Annotated in this window: 16 protein-coding genes; 12 read left to right on the forward strand and 4 right to left on the reverse strand. The window is 67.8% G+C overall.

From position 1 onward, the window contains the following. The first annotated feature begins 22 nt into the window (after positions 1-22). From ACIPV5_RS14240 to ACIPV5_RS14275, 8 genes are all read left to right on the forward strand, one after another. Entirely contained in the window at positions 23-1,897 is a 1,875-nt protein-coding gene (locus ACIPV5_RS14240) for an alkyl/aryl-sulfatase (protein ID WP_394194552.1), read from the forward strand. 72 nt (positions 1,898-1,969) lie between these two features. After that, positions 1,970-2,980, forward strand: coding sequence for an alpha/beta fold hydrolase (locus tag ACIPV5_RS14245; RefSeq protein WP_400341495.1), 1,011 nt, complete (start codon positions 1,970-1,972; stop codon positions 2,978-2,980). Positions 2,981-3,246: 266 nt separating this feature from the next. Further along, positions 3,247-4,179, forward strand: coding sequence for an ATP-binding cassette domain-containing protein (locus ACIPV5_RS14250; RefSeq protein WP_400341497.1), 933 nt, complete (start codon positions 3,247-3,249; stop codon positions 4,177-4,179). Continuing rightward, the gene (locus ACIPV5_RS14255) at positions 4,176-5,018 is read left to right on the forward strand and encodes a hypothetical protein (protein ID WP_400341499.1); all 843 of its coding nucleotides are present in this window, start codon (positions 4,176-4,178) and stop codon (positions 5,016-5,018) included. Before ACIPV5_RS14250 ends, ACIPV5_RS14255 begins: the two co-directional genes overlap by 4 nt. Continuing rightward, the gene (locus ACIPV5_RS14260) at positions 5,015-6,205 is read left to right on the forward strand and encodes a sensor histidine kinase (RefSeq protein WP_400341500.1); all 1,191 of its coding nucleotides are present in this window, start codon (positions 5,015-5,017) and stop codon (positions 6,203-6,205) included. Before ACIPV5_RS14255 ends, ACIPV5_RS14260 begins: the two co-directional genes overlap by 4 nt. After that, on the forward strand, positions 6,202-6,888 hold the full coding sequence (locus tag ACIPV5_RS14265; RefSeq protein ID WP_400341502.1) for a response regulator: 687 nt from the start codon (positions 6,202-6,204) through the stop codon (positions 6,886-6,888). The genes ACIPV5_RS14260 and ACIPV5_RS14265 overlap by 4 nt, the downstream gene beginning before the upstream one ends. A gap of 93 nt (positions 6,889-6,981) precedes the next feature. Continuing rightward, a complete protein-coding gene (locus ACIPV5_RS14270; RefSeq protein ID WP_400341504.1) occupies positions 6,982-7,947 on the forward strand; it encodes a TIGR03885 family FMN-dependent LLM class oxidoreductase in 966 nt (321 codons plus the stop codon). After that, entirely contained in the window at positions 7,944-9,608 is a 1,665-nt protein-coding gene (locus ACIPV5_RS14275; RefSeq protein WP_400341506.1) for an alpha-amylase family protein, read from the forward strand. The genes ACIPV5_RS14270 and ACIPV5_RS14275 overlap by 4 nt, the downstream gene beginning before the upstream one ends. Before the next feature lie 3 nt (positions 9,609-9,611). Here the strand turns inward: ACIPV5_RS14275 and ACIPV5_RS14280 are convergent, their stop codons facing one another. After that, positions 9,612-10,226 (reverse strand): TetR/AcrR family transcriptional regulator, encoded by a 615-nt coding sequence (locus tag ACIPV5_RS14280; protein WP_400341508.1) that lies wholly within the window; start codon positions 10,224-10,226, stop codon positions 9,612-9,614. 151 nt (positions 10,227-10,377) lie between these two features. On the opposite strand from ACIPV5_RS14280, the gene ACIPV5_RS14285 reads away from it, so the two are divergent. Continuing rightward, a complete protein-coding gene (locus tag ACIPV5_RS14285) occupies positions 10,378-11,730 on the forward strand; it encodes an MFS transporter (RefSeq protein ID WP_400341510.1) in 1,353 nt (450 codons plus the stop codon). A gap of 1 nt (position 11,731) precedes the next feature. Next, positions 11,732-14,416 (forward strand): family 78 glycoside hydrolase catalytic domain, encoded by a 2,685-nt coding sequence (locus ACIPV5_RS14290; protein ID WP_400341512.1) that lies wholly within the window; start codon positions 11,732-11,734, stop codon positions 14,414-14,416. A 9-nt stretch (positions 14,417-14,425) separates the two neighbouring features. On the opposite strand, the gene ACIPV5_RS14295 is transcribed toward ACIPV5_RS14290, so the two are convergent. Beyond that, positions 14,426-14,887, reverse strand: coding sequence for a MarR family winged helix-turn-helix transcriptional regulator (locus tag ACIPV5_RS14295; RefSeq protein ID WP_400341514.1), 462 nt, complete (start codon positions 14,885-14,887; stop codon positions 14,426-14,428). A 165-nt stretch (positions 14,888-15,052) separates the two neighbouring features. On the opposite strand from ACIPV5_RS14295, the gene ACIPV5_RS14300 reads away from it, so the two are divergent. Together ACIPV5_RS14300 and ACIPV5_RS14305 are read left to right on the forward strand one after the other, a co-directional pair. Further along, entirely contained in the window at positions 15,053-16,897 is a 1,845-nt protein-coding gene (locus ACIPV5_RS14300) for a flavin-containing monooxygenase (RefSeq protein ID WP_400341516.1), read from the forward strand. Further along, entirely contained in the window at positions 16,894-17,910 is a 1,017-nt protein-coding gene (locus tag ACIPV5_RS14305; RefSeq protein WP_400341518.1) for an SMP-30/gluconolactonase/LRE family protein, read from the forward strand. The genes ACIPV5_RS14300 and ACIPV5_RS14305 overlap by 4 nt, the downstream gene beginning before the upstream one ends. Before the next feature lie 79 nt (positions 17,911-17,989). Here ACIPV5_RS14305 and ACIPV5_RS14310 read toward each other — a convergent pair whose 3' ends face one another. Together ACIPV5_RS14310 and ACIPV5_RS14315 are read right to left on the reverse strand one after the other, a co-directional pair. Next, the gene (locus ACIPV5_RS14310; RefSeq protein WP_285364499.1) at positions 17,990-18,766 is read right to left on the reverse strand and encodes an ATP-binding cassette domain-containing protein; all 777 of its coding nucleotides are present in this window, start codon (positions 18,764-18,766) and stop codon (positions 17,990-17,992) included. Further along, complete coding sequence (locus ACIPV5_RS14315) at positions 18,763-19,854, reverse strand: ABC transporter permease (protein ID WP_400341521.1); 1,092 nt, start codon at positions 19,852-19,854, stop codon at positions 18,763-18,765. The genes ACIPV5_RS14310 and ACIPV5_RS14315 overlap by 4 nt, the downstream gene beginning before the upstream one ends. Positions 19,855-19,892 lie beyond the last annotated feature (38 nt).

Here is a 19,892-nt window from a genome sequence, read left to right on the forward strand (position 1 = left end):
GTCGCTATCCCAGGAGGAGACGATGGTGCAGAACGATGCGACGGCGGCGATCACGAAGCAGCAGGAGGCGCTGAAGGCGGCGCTGCCGTTCGACGACACCCGTGACTTCGATGCGGCGGACCGCGGTTTCCTCGGCACCATCAGTCCCGCCGTGGTGCACGACGACGAGGGCAATGTGGTGTGGGATGCCGACAGCTACGACTTCATCACCGGCGACGCCCCCGACACGGTGAATCCGAGCCTGTGGCGTCAGTCGACTCTCGTCTCCAAGCACGGGCTGTTCGAGGTCGTCGAGGGCGTCTATCAGGTGCGGGGATTCGACCTGTCGAACGTGAGCTTCATCGAGTCGGACACCGGCGTGATCGTCGTCGACCCGCTCATCTCGAAGGAGACGGCCGAAGCGGCGCTGTCGCTGTACCGCGAGCATCGCGGCGACCGCGCTGTGGTCGCCGTCATCTTCACGCACAGTCACATCGACCATTTCGGCGGGATCTTCGGCATCGTGTCGAAGGAGGACGTCGAGTCGGGTCGGGTGCAGATCATCGCCCCCGAGGGCACGGTGGCCGAAGCGGTGGCGGAGAACGTCTACGCGGGCACCGCGATGGGGCGGCGGGCCGGATACATGTACGGCGCCGCTCTCGAGCGCAGCGCGAAGGGGGCGCTCGGCGCGGGCCTGGGGCAGACCACTTCCACCGGCCACGCTGGAATCATCCCGCCCACGACCGAGGTCTCTGAGACCGGTGAGTCCCACACGGTCGACGGCCTGGTCATCGAATTCCAGATGGCGCCCGGCACCGAGGCACCGGCCGAGATGCACTTCCTGTTCCCGAAGTATCGGGCCCTGTGCATGGCGGAGAACGCGACGCACACCCTGCACAACCTGTTGACCCTTCGCGGGGCGCTCGTCCGCGATCCGCACGTCTGGTCGCGCTACCTGACCGAGGCGATCGAACGCTACGGAGATCAGGCCGACGTGGTCTTCACCTCGCACCACTGGCCGACCTGGGGCAATGCTGAGATCCTCGAATTCCTCGGTCTCCAGCGCGACCTCTATTCGTACCTCCACGACCAGACTCTGCGGATGACGAACCAGGGCATGACCGGCGCGGAGATCGCGGAAGAGATCCAGCTGCCGCCGATTCTGGAGAACTCGTGGCATGCCCGGGGCTACTACGGCAGCGTCAGCCACAACGTGAAGGCGATCTACCAGCGCTACATGGGGTGGTTCGACGGCAATCCCGCGCGCCTGTGGCCCCACCCGCCGAAGGCGCTGGGCGAGCGGTACGTGGCTCTGGCCGGCGGGATCGACCGTATCGTCGACGCGGCGCAGGCGGCGTATGACCAGGGCGACTTCCGGTGGGCGGCGACGCTGCTCGATCACGCGATCTTCACCGAACCGCAGAACCCGTCCGTCAGAGAGCTCTACGCGGCCACCCTCGAGCAGCTCGCCTACGGAGCCGAGAACGGCACCTGGCGGAACTTCTACATGTCGGGGGCGACGGAGCTGCGCACCGGCAACTTCGGTACTCCGACGACCACGAACGCCCCGGAGATCGTCGCCCAGCTCACCGCCGAGCAGCTGTTCGACTCCGTCGCCATCTCGGTCGACGGACCGCGTGCGTGGGACCTCGACGTCGCGCTCGACTTCACCCTCACCGACGAGGCGCGCAACTTCCGTGTCACGCTCCGCAACGGGGTGCTCGTCTACATCGAGAAGGCCGCGGACTCCGACACGGCTCAGGCGTCATTGTCTCTGACCAAGCCTCGGCTGCTCGCCCTCGTCGCCGGGGACACGGACAGCCCTGGCGTGAAGATCACCGGCGATGCCTCGGCGTTCGCCACGCTCACCTCGGTGCTCACGGCCGGCGATCCGGCATTCGACATCGTCACTCCCTGAGGTCGTGGTGCCGTTCGCATCTCGAGGTCGGGCGACGTCGGATCGCCGTGTCCCGCGGCTGCTCTGGCTGCCATGACCGACGACACAGGCCGAGCCGTCATCGCGGATCTGTGCCGCATCCCCAACCCCGACGCGATCGATCGCACCGCGTATGTCGAGCTGGGAGGTGTCGCGCAGTTCGTCTCGATCCGAGGTCGGGATGCCCGCAACCCGGTCCTCGTCGTCTGCCACGGCGGACCGGCGCTTCCCGCTCTGCCGTCATCGTGGATCTGGCAGCGCGCTGTCGAGGACTACTTCACCGTCGTCAACTACGACCAGCGCGCCAGCGGCAGGTCTGCGGTCGGCGCGCATGACGGGATGGACCTGAGCGTCGAGCGGTACGTCGACGATCTCGTGGAGCTGATCACGTGGCTCCAGCGCGAACTGGGCGTGCGCAGGGTGGGGGTCCTCGGCCATAGCTGGGGGACGATCATCGGCATCACGGTGGCTGAGCGGCGACCCGATCTGCTCTGGGCCTACATCGGGGTCGGGCAGGTGATCTCCGGCCCCGAGAACGAGGCCGAGAGCTTCGCGTTCGCGATGCGCAGTGCGATCGCCGATCAGAACGACGACGCCGTCGCCGAACTCGAGTCGCTCGGCGAGTATCCCGGAGCGCAGCCGCTCACGCTGGAGCGCATCGTGACATGCAGGAGGTGGGCGCAGCACTACGGCGGGCTGTCTGCCTATCGGTCGGAGTCCGCGTACTTCACGGACTCCGAAGCACTCTCGCCGTACTACACGGAGGACGAGGTGGAACTCATCAGCGTCGGGCAGCAGGTGACCATGCCGCAGGTGCTGCCCGCTCTGCTGTCGTTCGACGCGAGCGACAGGACCGTGTTCGACGTGCCGATGCTCCAGCTCCTCGGACGCCATGACTGGACGACTCCCACGCCACCCGTCGAACGGTGGATCGAACGCGCGTCCACTCCGTCGACGCACGTCGTCTGGTTCGAGAACTCCGCCCACCTCTGCATGCTCGAGGAGCCGGGGAAGTTCGTCGTGAGCCTCGTGGAGCTGGCACTGCCGCACGCGGACACCGCCTGATCCGGCGGGCGGCGCTCGCCGCGGAATGATCAGACCCCGTCATCCGTCGACGACCCTGTCTTCGCGTCGTCGACGGACCTCGATCTCCTGAGGGATGCCGCGCGAGAAGAACAGCGCCAAGAGGCTGATGAGGATGAGTCCGAAGAACGCGACCCGCAGCGAGGACTCTGTAGACCCAGGTACTGCCCGCTCGCCCTGTTCAGGACCGCAGCCCGATGTGCCCGTGCGCGGCCGTTCGTAGCGTCGAAGATGACGAAAGGCGCGACATGATCCGAGTTCAGTCTCTGACCAAGCACTATGGCGAGCGGGTGGCGGTGAACGGAGTCGACTTCACGGTCGAACCGGGCACGGTCACCGGATTCCTGGGGCCGAACGGGGCCGGCAAGTCCACGACCATGCGAATGATCGTGGGTCTGGACAGGCCGACGGCCGGCACGGCGGAGGTGAACGGTCGCCCCTATGCCGATCTGCCTGCGCCGCTGCGCGAGGTGGGCGTCCTGCTCGACGCCCGGTCGGCCCACAGACGCCGTACCGCCTACAAGCATCTGCTCGCGATCGCCGCCACGCACGCGATCGGTGCGGCCCGAGTGCGGGAGGTGATCGGGATCGCGGGTCTGGATGCCGTGGCCGACAGGCGAGTCGGGGGATTCTCGCTCGGCATGAACCAGCGGCTGGGCATCGCCGCCGCCCTGCTGGGGGATCCGCAGACGATCATCCTCGACGAGCCGGTGAACGGTCTCGACCCCGACGGCATCCTGTGGATCAGGGCTCTGCTGCGGCAACTGGCGGGGGAGGGGAAGACGGTGCTGCTGTCGTCGCATCTGATGAGCGAGATGACCCAGACGGCAGACCATCTGCTCGTGATCGGGCGAGGATCGATCCTCGCCGACGGACCTCTGCACGAGGTGGTCGCCGGTGCGACGCGCTCTGTGGTGCGCGTCCGGACGCGGGAGGCGGACCGACTGGCGGCCCTCCTGGCGGGGCCGGAGGCGACGGTCGCGTCGCAGGTCGACGGCGCGCTCGAGATCGAGAACCTCGACGCGGAGGACATCGCTCGCAGGGCAGCCGACGCGGGGATCGTGCTGCATGAGATCGCCACCATCGAGGGGTCGCTCGAGGATGCCTACCTCGCCCTCACCGCAACCGACACCGAATACCGCGCGGGGGCGCAGCACACCGAAGAAGGAGCACGACGATGACCATCACGACGAGTCCCCGACGAACGGATGCCCGCACTCGCCGCCCCGCGTTCCGACACGTGCTGCGCTCGGAGTGGATCAAGCTGTTCAGTCTTCCCTCCGCCGCGCTCGCCCTGATCGGAATCTTCCTGATCGGCATCGGCGGCAGCCTCTTCCTCGGCGTGACGCTGGAATCGTCGGGGGCGCCGTCGGTGCCGTCGATCGAACGCACCATGGCCGACGTCACCGTGCCGAGCGTCGTTCTGGGGCAGATCATCGCCGGTATCCTCGGAGTCATGCTGATCGGGGCCGAATACGCATCGGGCTCCATTCAGCCCACCTTCGTCGCCGTGCCCGACCGGCTGCGGATACTGCGCGCGAAAGCGCTCGTCGCATCCACCGCTGTCACGGCTGTCGCCCTGATCACGGTGTTCAGCGCGTGGGCGCTCACCACACCGATCTACGCGCAGTTCGGCCTCGCGGCACCGCTCGCCGCGCCGGGAGTCGTGCTCGCCCTGCTCAGCTCGGCCGCGTACCTCGGACTCTGCGCGCTGTTCGGCGTGGGAATCGGGGCACTGGTGCGGTCGACGACCGCAGGCGCGATCATCGTCTTCCTCGCCACTCTGCTGCTTCCCGTGCTCACGTCGCTGCTTCCCTACGGTCTGATCTCCCGCATCCTGCGGATCGGACAGCTGGGCAACGCGGGCGACGCGATGAGTCGTGTCGGCGCGGAGGGCGGACCGTTCCTCGATCTGTGGGCCGGACACATCAGCGTCGGCGCTGGCTGGCTCATCGCGTCGATCTGGGCAGCGGTCGCGCTCGCCGCGGGTGCGCTCGCTCTGCGCACGAGAGACGTATGAGTGGGCGGAGATCAGACCTCGCGATGCTCGGGGTCTACGCGGCCGTGTCGCTGGTGCTCGGCTATCTGTCTGTCGAGTCCTCGCTGACGACTCCGGCGTGGGCGCTGGTGGCGCTCTTCGTCGCCGGCGTCGCAGCGGTTCTCGTATCGCGACGGCATCCGCTGGCAGCCTTCATCGTCGTGCTCGTGCTCCTGCCCCTGTCGTTCGCCGGCGGCTCCGGTGCCGAAGCGGTGCTGGTCGTCGGCGCGCTGTACCGCAGCGGCGTCGTCGCCCGCCCGCAGCGGGCGTGGCTGGCATTCGCCGCCGCGGCGGCGACCGGAACGATCGCTGCACTGGTGCTCGCGGTCCGGGTGCGCGTCGGTCCGCCCCTGCTCGGGCTGGCGCCGCGGGTCGACGTGGACGCCTGGCCACTGGACTGGCTCGGGATCAGCGCGGTCGTGATCGCCGTCGCACTGATCGCCACCCTCGTCGGACTCGATGTCGGCCATCGGCGTCGCGAGCTGCAGGCACTCGTGGAGCGCGCGGAGCAGATGCGCCGAGAGCGGGACCAGGAGGCGCACATCGCCGCCGTCCTCGAGCGCGAGAGGATCTCGCGGGAGATGCATGACGTGATCGCCCACAGCCTCGCCGTGATGATCGCCGTCGCGGACGGTGCGCAGGCATCCGCGGAATCGCGCCCCGAGGAATCGCGTCGTGCGATCGGACGTGTCGCCGAGACCGGGCGCCGCACCCTCGTCGAGATGCGTCGCCTGCTCACCTCCGTCCGCGGTGAGACCGACGCCGTCGACCGCCAGCGGGTGCAGGCCAGCATGGAGCGCATCCCCGCCCTCGTCGCCGAATCGCGCAGCGCAGGACTGCCGGTCAGGTTCGAGCAGGTCGGTGCCATCGACCCCGATGCCATGGTCGGGCTCACGGTGTACCGCATCGTGCAGGAGGCGCTGACCAACGTCCTCCGGCACGCGCGCGAGGTGCAGGACGTGCTGGTGAGGATCAGCGTCGCCGACGAGGGACTGTCGATCCTCGTGGAGGATCGATCCGCGCCGGTGGTGCCGATCGCCGATCCGGGCCGCGGTCTGGTCGGCATCCGCGAGCGCGCCGCGTTCTATGACGGACACGTCGAGGCGGGGCCCCGACCGGGCGGCGGCTGGCGCGTGTTCGTGCGACTTCAGACGGAGGCAGCGGGATGACCCCGGACGCACCCACCGATCGGATCCGCGTGCTGATCGCCGACGACCAGGAGCTCGTCCGCTACGGCCTCCGTCTCGTGCTCGAGGCGGAGGACGACGTGCACGTGGTCGGCGAAGCGGCCGACGGCGCCTCCGCCGTCGAGGCCGCGATCGCGCTGACCCCCGACGTCATCCTGATGGATGTGCGGATGCCGGGGATCGACGGAATCCGGGCCACGCAGGACCTGGCCGCGCGTCTGCCGCGGACCAGGGTGCTGGTGCTGACCACGTACGATCTCGACGAGTTCGCCTTCGGAGCCCTGCAAGCCGGGGCCGCCGGGTTCCTGCTCAAGAACACGAGACCGGCCGAGCTCGTCGCCGCGATCCGCACGGTCGCCACCGGGGATGCGGTGGTCGCACCCCGCATCACCGCGAAGCTCATCGAGGTCGCCGTGCCGCACCTCGCGCCGCCGAACCCCGGGGCCCGTGAGGGCGCGCTCTCGGCGCTGACCGAGCGGGAACGTGACGTCTTCCTGCAGGTCGCGCGCGGCCTCACCAACAGCGAGATCGCGCAGACGCTGCATCTGAGCGAGTCGACGGTCAAGGCGCATTTCGGCCGCATCCTGGTGAAGCTCGATCTACCCAGTCGCGTCCAGGCGGTGATCCTGGCCTACGAGCTCGGAATCGTGAGCCCGGGCAGCTGAGACCGCGGGCCGATCCGGGCGTCGCATCTTGCCAGACTCGTTCCGGAGTGTCCACCACTGCCGCCGCGCGCTGTTCGTTGCCAGACTCGGCGCATGGTGTTCATCGGTTTTCATGCATCGCACGAGCAGATCCCCCCGAGCGCCCTGCTCGAGGCCGTGGTCGAGGCGGAGCGCGCAGGGTTCGACGGGGCGATGTGCTCCGACCACCTCGCACCGTGGACCACGACTCAGGGCGAGTCGGGTTTCGCCCTGAGCTGGATCGCCGCCGCGCTCGCCCGCACCCGCTTCTCGATCGGCATGGTCAATGCTCCGGGTCAGCGGTATCACCCGGTGATGATCGCGCAGGCGTTCGCGACGCTGGAGGAGATGTTCCCCGGCCGCTTCTGGGCGGCGATGGGCAGCGGCGAAGCGGTCAACGAGCACGTGACGGGCGACGGATGGCCCGACAAGAGCATCCGCAACGACCGACTGCGCGAGAGCGTCGACGTGATCCGCCGACTGATCGGGGGAGAGGAGGTGGACCACGACGGTCTGGTGCGCGTGCATCGCGCGCGGGTCTGGAGCCGACCGGCTGAACCGCCGCCGCTGTTCGCGACCGCTGTGAGCGCCGAGACGGCGGAGTGGGCGGCGTCGTGGGCGCAGGGCCTCGCGACGGTCGCGCAGGAACCGGCCGCACTGCAGCGCGTCGTCGATGCCTACCGGGGTGCAGGAGGCACGGGTCCCTGCATCCTGCAGGTGCATCTCAGCCTGGCCGAGAGCGACGATGCGGCGTTCGGGATCGCGCGCGAGCAGTGGCGGAACGGACTGCTCGCGCCTCCGGTCACCTGGGATCTCGAGCAGCCGGAGGACTTCGAGGCGGCGCTGGTCGGGATCGATGAGGAGGGGCTCCGCAAGGTCGTCCTCATCGACCACGACGCGACCGCACTGGCCGACCGCATCGCGGATCTGGTTCGGATCGGGTTCGACCGCGTCTACCTGCATCACGTCGGCTCCGAGCAGTCCCGATACCTCGACGCCGCAGCATCCGAGCTCATCCCCGCCTTGAAGGAGCGACTGTGAAGATCACCGACACGAGCGACCTCTGGTGGAAGACCGCAGTCATCTACTGCCTCGACGTCGAGACGTTCCTCGACTCGAACGGCGACGGCGTCGGCGATCTGCAGGGCCTTTCCCAGCGCATCGACTACCTCTCGCAGCTCGGCGTCACCTGCCTGTGGCTGATGCCGTTCTATCCGACGCCCGACCGCGACGACGGCTACGACGTCAGCGACTTCTACGGGATCGACTCGCGACTCGGCAACCACGGCGACTTCGTCGAGGTCATCCGCACTGCACGGGACCGCGGGATGCGGGTGATCGTCGACCTGGTCATCAACCACACCTCCGACCGGCATCCGTGGTTCCTCGCCGCGAAACGGAGCGTGAATTCGCCGTATCGCGACTACTACGTGTGGCGTGACGACGCACCTCCGAAGGGACAGAAGAACGCCGTCTTCCCCGGGCAGGCGAACGGCATCTGGGGCAAGGACGAGAAGTCGGGACAGTGGTACCAGCACAGCTTCTACGAGCACCAGCCCGACCTGAACATCGCCAACCCCCGGGTGCGTGACGAGATCGCGAAGGTCATCGGCTTCTGGTTGCAGCTGGGCATCTCCGGCTTCCGCGTCGATGCTGTGCCCTTCCTGCTCGAGATCCCCGAGGGCTCCGGCATCCCCGAGCCCCACGATCTGCTGCGCGACATCCGCCGCTTCCTGCAGCGCCGGTCGAGCGAGGCGATCCTGCTCGGCGAGGTCAACCTGCCCTACGACCAGCAGGTGCAGTACTTCGGCGGTGATGATGAGGACGAGCTCACCATGCAGTTCGACTTCGTCGGGATGCAGTCGCTGTACCTGTCGTTCGCCCGCAAGGACCCCGCTCCGCTGATCGAGGCGCTGCGGGCTCGACCCGTGCTCGGATCCGAGGTGCAGTGGGCGAACTTCCTGCGCAACCACGACGAGCTGACCCTCGACAAGCTCAGCGACAGCGAGCGTCAGGAGGTGTTCGACGCCTTCGCGCCCGATGAGCGCCAGCGCGTGTTCGGGCGGGGCATCACCCGCCGCCTTCCTCCGATGCTCGAGGGCGACCCCCGTCGCATCCGCATGGCCTACAGCCTGCTCTTCACCCTGCCCGGCACCCCGGTGCTGTTCTACGGCGAGGAGATCGGCATGGGGGAGAACATCGAGATCCCCGGCCGCGAAGCGGTGCGGACGCCGATGCAGTGGTCGGTCGACAAGAACGGGGGATTCTCGGATGCCGCGCCCAGCCGGCTCGTCGCTCCGCCACCGTCCGACGGGTACGCGCCGGAGCACGTGAACGTCGCCGCGCAGCTGGGTGACCGCGAGTCGATGCTGTATTTCGTGCGGGCGCTCACCTCGGCGTACCGGATCTCGCCGGAACTCGGCTGGGGAACGCTCGAGATCATCGACCAGCCGGCCGCCTCGCTCCTCGCGCACTCGCTCGCCGCGGACGTGGGCAGGATGATCGCCCTCCACAACTTCGCCGAGGTGCCGGTCACGACTTCGTTCCGGGTGGAGGACGAGCCTGAGGGCACGAGGCTCGTCGATCTGCTCGATCCCGCCCAGATCGCGCTGGGGCCGGACGGCGAGGTCGAACTGGAGGTGCCGGCGTACGGCTACCGCTGGCTCCGGGTCTCGCGACCGGGCGACGGACGCGTGACCTGAGGCTCAGTCGGTGGGCGGCTGTGCCGCGATGAGCTTCATGAAGATCGTCAGCAGGCCGAGCGCATCGCGCGACGGGTCGAGGAGGGCCTGAATCCGCAGCCCGTCGACCATGGCGAGCACGAGCGTGATCTTCTCGTCGGCTGTCAGCAGCTCGCTGTCGCTCGTCGGCAGCGGCCCGTCGCTGAAACGGGATCGCATGCGCTCGCGGCGCCCGAGGAAGAAGTCGTGCGCCGGATGCTCCGGGTTCGTGGCGGCCACCGTGAGCGCCATCCAGTTGCGCTGGAAGTCGGGGTGCGCGAATTCGTCGGCGAGCACGGCGCTCAGGATCTGCTCGCCGGGCACGTGCGCCGTCATGATCCGAGCGGCGAGGTCTTCCTCGTGCTCCTCGCGCTGGGCGAGGGCGGCGGGCAGCAGCTCCTCCTTGCCGGAGAAATGTCGCAGCAGTGCGGCGTGGGTGAGGCCGGCGCGGGTGGCGATGTCGCGCAGTGACGCCCGTTCGTAGCCGTGTTCGGCGAAGCTCGCGAGAGCGGCTTCAGCGATCTCGGCGCGTCTCGCCGGGGTGGTCGCGCTCGGTCCTCGGCGGCGTGGGGCGGGCTCGGCGGTCGGCGGTGACGTCATGCTCTCACCCTCTCACTTTTGCCTTCTGTTACCAAAGTGGTTACTATCGCTCAGGATCGACAATCGGTTGCCAAACGGATGCGTCGACCACATCTCGCGAAGGATGCCCAGTGGAGGGCGCCGCGGATCACTGAACGATGAAGGAGTCCAGGTGACCAAGAGTGAATTCGACCGCAGCGACACGATCGACTCGATCGCTGCGGCTCAGCCGGTGGGCGGCAACACGCCGGACAGCACGCCCGTCGAGGGCGCTGCCGTGGGTGCTGAGCCGACCGCTCGAGTGAGCGGTGGCTACATCTTCTGGCTGATGCTCGCGAACTTCGGCGCCTCGATCGCGATGATGGTGCCGCTGGCCTACGGCCTCGCGCTGCGCATCACCGAGCTCGCTCCCGGGCACGAGGAGGTGCTCGGCTACGTCACCGGCACCGCTCAGCTGATCTTCCTCGTGCTCAGCCCGATGATCGGCATCTGGAGCGACCGGACGCGCTCTCGCTTCGGCCGCCGCACGCCGTTCCTGTTCCTCGGCGCTGCCCTCGGACTCGTCGGCGCGGTCATCATCGGCTTCGCGCCGAACCTGCTCCTCGTCGGCGCCGGCTGGGTCGTCGCGATGACCGGATGGTCGACCGCCGGAGCGGCGATCCAGACCCTGCAGGCCGACAAGCTCCCCGAAGAGCAGCGCGGCAAGGTCTCAGCTCTCACCGGTCTGATGACGCAGGTCGCGCCGGTGCTCGGCATCGGAATCGCCTACGCCGTGTCGTACAGCACCTTCCTGGTGTTCTTCGTTCCCGCCGTGATCGGCGTCGTGCTGCTCGTGCTGCTCCCGACCTTCAAGAAGGAGGGAAGCTCGAAGGACCTGGTCGTCGACTCGTCGGTGACTCTCAAGAAGGTCATCTCGGGCTACGGCTTCAACGCTCGCAAGTACCCCGACTTCGCCTGGAACTGGGTCGGACGCATGGTGTTCTTCATCGGGCTCTACTTCAACACCACCTTCGGCACGTTCTTCTACGCCCAGCGTCTTGACCTGCCGGTGCGCGAGGTCGCAGGTGTCGTCGCCACCGTCGGAATGCTCGGGGTCGTCGCCGCCGCCGGTGGCGCGCTGCTGGGAGGCTTTCTCTCGGACAAGCTCAAGCGACGTCGACTCTTCGTGCTCATCGCAGCCTTCATCTTCATCGGAGGTGCGCTCGCCGAGGCGTTCGCCTGGTCGCTGCCGCAGCTCATCATCGGCGCCGTGCTCATGCAGCTCGCGATCGCCGTGTTCGCCACGGTCGACCAGGCGATCGTCTACGCCATCATCCCTGACCGCGCCGAATCCGGTCGATACATGGCAGTCGTGGCGTTCGCCCAGAAGATCCCCAGTGCGATCGCTCCGCTGATCGCGCCGCTGATCATCACGATCGGTGCGGTCGGAGCCGAGAAGAACTACACGCTGCTGTATCTGATCGGCGCGGTGTTCGCGCTCGTCGGCGGTCTCATCATCATGTTCAAGGTCAAGGGAGTGCGCTGAGATGACGCTCGCATCGAACCCGGCTCCCGCGCCCACAGCGCCCTACGATCTGCGGATCGACAGCGGCGGCGACGAGTTCACCGTCTCCGAGGGTGCGCCGCGGCTGTCGTTCACGGTCCCGGTCGCCGCGGCGGCGTGGACCGGGTTCGAGCTCGAGGCGATCGTCGACGGTGAGCGTCGGGCACTGGTGCCGCTCGGCGCTGACGCGCACCTCTTCATCGACTGGCCGTGGGTTCCGCTGTCGAGCGGTCAGCGGGTCCAGTGGCGCGCACGTGCGAACCACGGGGATCGTCTCTCAGGATGGTCGGACTGGGCATCCTTCGAGTGCGGACTGCTCGACGCGGACTGGACTGCCGAGTGGATCAGTCCCGTCGAACACGACGATCCCGGATACGGTGCGCGCCCCGCTCACACACTGGGCCGGCGATTCGAGGCCCGCGACATCACGTCGGCACGGCTGTATTCGACCGCTCTCGGCCTCTACGAAGCTCGACTGAACGGCGAGCGTGTCGGCACCGTCGAGCTGTCGCCCGGTTCCACGTCGTACGACCGCACGTTGTACGCGCAGGCCGCCGATGTGACCAGGCTCCTCGTCGACGGATCGAACTCGCTCGAGATCGAGCTCTCCGACGGGTGGTACCGAGGACAGGTGGGGGCGTTCCGTCTTCCGGCGGGGTGGGGCACGACGCTCGCCGCGCGCGCAGAGCTCCACCTCGAGCTCTCCGACGGAACGCGGCGGGTGATCCGCACCGACGGGGAGTGGACGAGCACTCCCTCGGCCATCGTGCGGGCCGACCTGATGGACGGCCAGACGACTGACTTCCGCGCGGCCGAGCGGCAGGCGGAGCCCGTGGTCGTCGGCGCAGTCGACGGTCCCTCGATCTCGTGGTCGCCCGCCCCGCCGATGCGCGTCGTGGAGACACGCGACGTCGTGAGTGCGAACCGGGTCGACGACGACACCTGGGTTCTCGATTTCGGCCAGAACGCCTCGGGCTGGGTGCGCCTCACCGATCTCGGTCCTGCGGGAACGCGGACCGTGATCGACTACGGCGAGTACGTCTCACCCGAGGGTGACCTGAGCACTGCTCATCTCGATTCGACAAAGCCGGGGGAGCCCGACGTCGTGTTCGTGCAGCATGACGAGGTCGTCTCGGCCGGAGGGGTCGAGGTCTTCGAACCGCGTCACACCGTTCACGGTTTCCAGTACGCGCGAGTGCGCCGCGAAGCAGCTCCCTTCGACCCGGCGACGGCGCAGATGCGCGTCGTGCAGACAGACCTGCGCCGCACAGCATCGTTCGAGTCGAGCGATCCCGATCTCAACCGGCTGCACGAGATCGCCGACTGGAGCTTCCGCGGCAACGCGGTCGACGTCCCCACCGACTGTCCGACGCGCGAGCGTCTCGCCTGGACGGGCGACTACCAGGTCTTCGCGCCGACCGCCGCCCGCTTGTACGACGTGCTCGGGTTCACCCGCAAGTGGCTGCGGTCGGTGCGTGACGATCAGTTGGACGACGGTCGTGTCGCGAACTTCTCGCCCGACGGCCGACGCATCAAGCTCAAGCTCGACGACCAGTTCGCGATGATGACGGGCTCGTCGGGGTGGGGTGATGCGATCACCTTCGTCCCATGGGAGATGTACGAGGCATATGGCGACGCTCAGGTTCTGCAGGAGAACTGGGATGCGATGGTGCGGTGGGTCGAGTGGGTTCTCGGCGCCGCGCGTGCGAACCGGCATCACTCTCGCGTCGAGCGCTCTGCCGAGCCGCTGCCGCACGAGGAATACGTGTGGGACGGCACGTTCCATTGGGGCGAATGGACGGAGCCGGTCGCCAAAGCCGAGGACGGGTCTCGTCTCGACCCGATCAAGACCAACCCGATGGCCTGGTTCATGGCGGACAAGGGAGAGGTGGGCACCGCCTACCTGTACCGTTCGAGCCGAATCCTCGCCGATGCCGCGGCCGTGCTCGGTCGCACGGGTGAATCGGCGAAGTATGCCGCGATCGCCGAGCGCGTGCTCGACGCGTGGCGTTCCGAGTTCGTCGTCGGCGAGGGGCGAACCGTCCAGGACACCCAGGCCGCCTACGTGCGCGCTCTCTCGTTCGGTCTCATGCCCGAGTCTCTTCGCCCTGCGGCGGCGCGGCGACTCGTCGAGCTCATCCGCGACGCCGGCACGCACCTCGGCACGGGCTTCCTGTCGACGGGGGACCTGCTGCCGATCTTGGCCGACAGCGGCCATGCGGATGTCGCCTATGACCTGCTCTTCCAGCGGAGCGCACCCTCATGGATGTACATGATCGACAGGGGTGCGACGACGGTCTGGGAGGACTGGGAGGGCATCGACGACGAAGGTGTCGCCCATGAGTCGCTGAACCACTACAGCAAGGGCGCGGTCATCCGCTTCCTGCACACCCATACCCTCGGGCTCAGACAGGATCCGGGGTCGATCGCCTGGGAGTCGTTCACGATCGCGCCGCTTCCCGGCGGCGGGGTCAGCTGGGCGAAGGGGCACCTCGACAGCCCTCAGGGGCGGATCCGGGTGGAGTGGCGCATCGAGGGGGACGAGCTGGTGGTCGAGGCGGACATCCCGGCAGGGAGTCGCGCGACCGTGGTCTTCCCCGACGGCACGACGCGGGTCGCCGAGTCCGGTGCGTTCACGGGCTCGGGCGGTCTCGCCGCGGCTCGCTGAGGGCGCGGATCAGTCGTCGTGTGTCGCCGCGGCCTGCAGCTGTCGATTGATCGCCCGCAGGCCGACGGCGAGCGACTCCAACTCCTCGATCGTGAGACCGTCGAGGATGTCGGCACCCATCTCAGGGCGGGCCGCCATGATCTTCCCGATGACGTCCCGCCCGAGAGGCGTGGGGAGCAGGCGTCGGACGCGCTGATCCGCAGCATCCGTCAGGCGTTCGGCGAGCCCTTGGTCGACGAGCCGCTCGACGAGCTTCGACATCGTGGCGAGGGACACATCGAAGGTCGACGCGAGATCGCTGGTGGTGCTGCGGTCCGCCACCACGATCGAGGTGAGCACCTTGAGCTGCTGGATCGTCAGCTGAGTGCTCAACAGGGAGCCGATCATGCGGGGGAGCGAGCGCACCGACACGGCCAGGGTGAGGGCATCGATGTTCTCCAGTGCCTCCGCACGCCTCCGGTTGTTGCTCACCTCAGTACCGTAACGCGCTCTGGGGCTATTCCCAGCGACATTTGCTTAGCTTCAGGCTAACCTTCTGAGAAGGAACCGATCCGGGGTCGTGTCGGGTTCAGGTTCACGCCGTCCCCAGTTCGCGTCGACCTGCGCCCGGCGCCCGGGCGACAGGAGGGCGGAACCATGACGAACGACGCACGAAGCACCGATGAGCAGATCGCGAAACTCCGGGAGCTGCGAGAGAAGTACGCACAGGAGCGCGAACGGCGGGTCCGCCCCGATGGAGCGACCCAGTATCGATCGGCTCTCGGCGAGTACGGCTACTACGCCAAGGACCCGTACACGCCGCGGGTCGACCGGGAGCCGATGCGTGACCGCGTCGAAGCGCTCGTGATCGGGGCAGGCTTCGGCGGGCTGCTCGCCGGAGCCGGGCTGCGCGACGCGGGAATCGAGTCCGTGCGGCTGATGGATGAGGCGGGCGACGTCGGCGGCACCTGGTACTGGAACCGCTATCCCGGCATCCACTGCGACATCGAATCGTACGTCTACATGCCGCTCCTCGAAGAGACCGGATACATCCCGAGCACGAGGTATGCACCGGGCGAGGAGATCCGTCAGCACGCCGTGCGGATCGCGGAGCACTACGACCTCTACCGCGACTTCGTCGGCCACACCCGCGCGACCGGTCTCACGTGGGACGAGGAGGCCGCGGAGTGGGTCGTCGAGACCGACCGAGGCGATGTGTTCCGCGCGCGGTATGTGATCACCTCCTCGGGCACCCTGACGCAGCCGAAGCTCCCCGGCATCCCCGGTATCGAGCGTTTCGCGGGGCATACCTTCCACACCAGCCGGTGGGACTACGCCTACACCGGCGGGTCCGCCGACGGGGATCTCGCGAAGCTGGCCGACAAGCGCGTCGCAGTCGTCGGCACCGGCGCGACCGGGCTGCAGGTGATCCCGCACCTGGCCGAGCACGCGCGCGAGCTGCTCGTCTTCCAGCGCACGCCCTCGACCGTCGATGTGCGCGACAACCGGCCCACGGATCCGGAGTGGGTGGCGACGCTCTCTCCCGGGTGGCAGCGCGAGCGGATGGACAACTTCCTCGAGGTGCTGGCCGGCGAGCCCGTCGAATCACTCGTGCAGGACGGGTGGACGTCGACTCACCGCCTGCAGCGGAGCATCCTCTCGGGAAGCATCGACGGGTCCGTGTCGGAGGAGGATCGGCTGCTGCAGGAGGAGCTCGACGACGCCGTGAAGATGGATGCGCTTCGGGCCCGGGTAGACGAGATCGTCGACGACCCGTCGACCGCGGCCTCGCTGAAGCCCTGGTACCGGTACATGTGCAAGCGGCCGGGGTTCAGCGACCTCTATCTGCAGTCGTTCAACCGCCCGAATGTGACCCTCGTCGACACGGCCGACACCCACGGCATCACCGCACTCACCGAGACATCGGTCGTCGTCGGCGAGAGCGAGTACGAGGTGGACTGCCTCATCTTCGCCACCGGATTCGATGTCGGAGTCTCGGGTGTGGTGTCGGGCACTCTGCCCGTGGCAGGGCGCGGAGGGCGCGCCCTTCTCGAGGCCTGGGGGATGGGCCCGCGGACGCTGCACGGATTCACCACTCACGGGTTCCCCAATCTGTTCCAGCTCGGCCCGATGCAGAACGCGAACTCGGTGAACTTCGTGCACATCCTGCAGGAGCAGGCGCTGCACATCACCGCCGTGATCGCTCGGGCGCAGCAGGTCGGTGCGCGCCGCATCGAGCCGACCGCTGAGGCCGAGGATGCCTGGTGCCGCACGGTCGTGGATACCTCGAGAGATGTGTCGGAGTTCCAGGCGCAGTGCACGCCGGGCTACTACAACGGAGAGGGTTCGCGCACGATCGGCGGCCTCACGTACTCACCGGGACCGGTCGCCTTCCATCGCCTGCTGCGCGAGTGGCGTGACGGAGACATGGCTGAGCTGCTCGTCGTCGACGATGCGGACGAACGCGTGCGCGAGTCGGCCGAGATCGGAGTCTCGGCATGAGGGCGGCGCCGGCGACCGCGGTGTGCGCGGTCGGGGTGCTGGCTCTCTTGGTGGGGTGTGCGCCCGCCGATCCGGATGCCGCGCAGACCGATGCTCCATCCGACGGGCCCCCTGCGCAGCAGATCTCGGAACAGCTGCTCCAGGCGACGGAGCCTCACGAGTTCACCGGAGGGACGCTGCTCGAAGGGCCGACCTTCCACGAAGACGGGTCGCTCTTCCTGGTCGACGTGATGGCGCCGGCCGGGGAGGCGAAGGTGCTGCGCGTCGACGTGGAGGAGCGCACGGTCGATCAGGTCTTCACCGACGAGACGAGCGCGTTCACCTCGGCGCAGTTCCACCCGAGTGACGGTCGCCTGTACCTCACCGACTTCATCGGTGGGGGTGTCATGAGCATCACGGCCGAGGGAGAGGACCCGCAGGTGCACTTCTCGGGTGACGTCGACGGCGTCGCGATGCTGCCGGACGACATCGCGTTCCATCCCGACGGCACCATGTTCGTGACCGACACCCGCGGCATGGACGGTCCAGGGTGGGAGACGCCGGGGCGTGTGGTGAGAATCGGCACCGACGGGCAGGCGTCGACCCTCGCGGGCGACCTGCCCTCTCCGAACGGCATCGTCTTCGACGAGGCGGATGCGGGACTCTGGGTTGCGCAGTACAACGCGAACCGGATCGACTACTTCGCTCTCGACGAGACGCGCACCCGCGTCGTCTCGGCCCACCCCGCCATCCATGTCGACGGCGGGATCGGACGCATCGACTCGACCGCGGTCGACGCCGAGGGCAACATCTATCAGATGTTCCACGAGAAGGCCGAGATCGTGGTGTTCGCGAAGACCGGTGAGCAGATCGGCAGGATCCGCGTGCCGGGCGAGGGGCTCGAGTCGGCGACGAACATCGCCATCGCACCGGGGACGACCGACGGATATCTCGTCGTCAGCGGCCCAGCGGGCGGCTTCGTGCACACCTTCGAGGCCTACGGGGAGGGCATCCGTCAGTCGAACGGCGGGTGATCCTCAGATAGCGTCGCACGTCATCGAGATGCAATGAGGCCCCGCACTGCAGTGCGGGGCCTCACCTCTGAGCTGCCGGTCAGATGCCCACTCCGGCGCGGAAGCGGTCGACCCCGATCTGGCCCTCGACCACGGCTGCGGTCAGCTCTTCGACACTGGTGTCCTCGCGCCGCACATCGAGGATCTTCCTGCCGTGATTCATCACGATGTGCCGATCGCAGACCTTGTAGGCGTGGTGCAGGTTGTGGGTGACGAGAACCGAGCTCACTCCCTCGGTCTTGAGCTGTCGGAGGTAGTCCAGAAGAGCCTCGGTCGCACGCACGGCCAGGGCCGATGTCGGCTCGTCGAGGATGAGCAGGCTGCGCTTGAAGTGCACTGCCCGCGCGATCGCGACGGCCTGCGCCTGTCCTCCCGACAGCGACGAGACGAGCTGCTTCGAACTCTTGATGCCTTCGATCGTGACGACGGTGTCGAGGATGTTCGTCGCGATGGCATCCATCTGCTTCAACTTCATGAAGCCGAGGGGGTTCGTGATCTCCCGCCCCATGAAGATGTTGCGGGTGATCGACATCTGATCGACGAGGGCGGAGTCCTGGAAGATCGTCTCGACGCCCAGCGACTCGGTGGTCGGTCGGTTGACGGTCGGCACGGCGGCGCCGTCCCAGTAGTAGGCCCCCGAGGTCATCGGCACGACACCGGACATGATCTTCACGAGGGTCGACTTGCCTGCGCCATTGTCGCCGAGCAGGCCGACGACCTCGCCGCGGCCGATGTCGAACGAGACGTCCTTCAGCACGGTGTTCGCACCGTACTTCTTGGTCACGCCCTCGAGACGCAGCAGGTAGTCGGAGGTCATGATGCCTTGCCTTCCATGAGCTTGTTGAAGACGGCGGCGATCACGATGATGAGGCCGACGAAGAGCTGGATGTAGAAGCCCGGTGCCTTGGCGAGGATCAGGCCGTTCTCGATGAGTCGGATCAGGGCGGCGCCGATGATCATGCCGATGACCGACCCGCGACCGCCATTGAGCGAGGTGCCGCCGACGACGGCCGCAGCGATCGCCATGAGCGTGTAATCATCGGTGCTGCCCGGCTGCATGGAGCCGGTGCGGACGGAGATCAGGATCGACGCGAAACCGACGAGCAGGCCGAAGACTCCGAAGGCCAGGAGACGCACGGAGTTGGGCTTGATCGAGATCGCCTTGGCCGCAGACGCGTTGCCGCCCACTGCGAAGATGTGGTTGCCGAGCTTGTGGCGATGCAGGAACGCCCACGCGGCGAGGCCGATCAGGACCAGCCAGACCAACTGCGACCGGAAGAAGCCGAAGTCGCCGGCGAACACCGTGACGAGAACGTCGTCCTTGCCGTCGACGAGGATGGCGGGAGAGGTGCCGTTGACGAAGATGCTCGCGCCCACCCAGAAGAACCCCATGCCGAGTGTGGCGATGAAGGACGGGATGCGGGTGAGCACCACGATGAGTCCGTTGATCAGAGCGATGGAGGTGGAGGTGGCGAGTCCGGCGACGATGCCCCAGCCCCAACCGACGCTCTCGGAGACGTTGATGAAGACGATCGCGGTGAAGCCGACGTTCGCGCCGAGCGAGAGGTCGAACTCGCCGGCCACCATCAGGATGCCGGCTCCGAGGCCGAGCAGCGCGAGCACGGGGATGCTCTGCGAGATGACTCCGGACAGATTGCTCGCAGAGAGGAAGGGGAAGGCGGCGGGGGCCACCGAGCCGGCGATGATGAAGCCGATGAGCACCAGGGCGACGATCACGCCGATCTCGAGTGCGCCGCGGCCTCGGCTGTAGCGGATGCTCTCGCGGAGGGAATCGCCGAACGTCCGCGGGGTGCTGTCGCCGAGCATCCGCCCGGTGACGACGGTCTCGGTCGGTGCGGGAGCAGTCAGGACGTGCTCGCGCGGTCTTTCTGTGGGCTGAGACATCTCATGCCTTTCGGGGAAGTGAGGAAGAAGGAGGCGGG

The organism is Microbacterium sp. NPDC090014 (assembly GCF_044748285.1).
In the GTDB taxonomy this organism is placed as follows: Bacteria; Actinomycetota; Actinomycetes; order Actinomycetales; family Microbacteriaceae; genus Microbacterium.

What these genes read in the sequence shown, in the direction of transcription:
- ACIPV5_RS14240 (WP_394194552.1), top strand. Translation starts at nt 23, where the DNA reads ATGGTGCAGAACGATGCGACGGCGGCGATCACGAAGCAGCAGGAGGCG.
- ACIPV5_RS14245 (WP_400341495.1), top strand. Translation starts at nt 1,970, where the DNA reads ATGACCGACGACACAGGCCGAGCCGTCATCGCGGATCTGTGCCGCATC.
- ACIPV5_RS14250 (WP_400341497.1), top strand. Translation starts at nt 3,247, where the DNA reads ATGATCCGAGTTCAGTCTCTGACCAAGCACTATGGCGAGCGGGTGGCG.
- ACIPV5_RS14255 (WP_400341499.1), top strand. Translation starts at nt 4,176, where the DNA reads ATGACCATCACGACGAGTCCCCGACGAACGGATGCCCGCACTCGCCGC.
- ACIPV5_RS14260 (WP_400341500.1), top strand. Translation starts at nt 5,015, where the DNA reads ATGAGTGGGCGGAGATCAGACCTCGCGATGCTCGGGGTCTACGCGGCC.
- ACIPV5_RS14265 (WP_400341502.1), top strand. Translation starts at nt 6,202, where the DNA reads ATGACCCCGGACGCACCCACCGATCGGATCCGCGTGCTGATCGCCGAC.
- ACIPV5_RS14270 (WP_400341504.1), top strand. Translation starts at nt 6,982, where the DNA reads ATGGTGTTCATCGGTTTTCATGCATCGCACGAGCAGATCCCCCCGAGC.
- ACIPV5_RS14280 (WP_400341508.1), bottom strand. Translation starts at nt 10,226, where the DNA reads ATGACGTCACCGCCGACCGCCGAGCCCGCCCCACGCCGCCGAGGACCG.
- ACIPV5_RS14290 (WP_400341512.1), top strand. Translation starts at nt 11,732, where the DNA reads ATGACGCTCGCATCGAACCCGGCTCCCGCGCCCACAGCGCCCTACGAT.
- ACIPV5_RS14300 (WP_400341516.1), top strand. Translation starts at nt 15,053, where the DNA reads ATGACGAACGACGCACGAAGCACCGATGAGCAGATCGCGAAACTCCGG.
- ACIPV5_RS14305 (WP_400341518.1), top strand. Translation starts at nt 16,894, where the DNA reads ATGAGGGCGGCGCCGGCGACCGCGGTGTGCGCGGTCGGGGTGCTGGCT.
- ACIPV5_RS14310 (WP_285364499.1), bottom strand. Translation starts at nt 18,766, where the DNA reads ATGACCTCCGACTACCTGCTGCGTCTCGAGGGCGTGACCAAGAAGTAC.
- ACIPV5_RS14315 (WP_400341521.1), bottom strand. Translation starts at nt 19,854, where the DNA reads ATGTCTCAGCCCACAGAAAGACCGCGCGAGCACGTCCTGACTGCTCCC.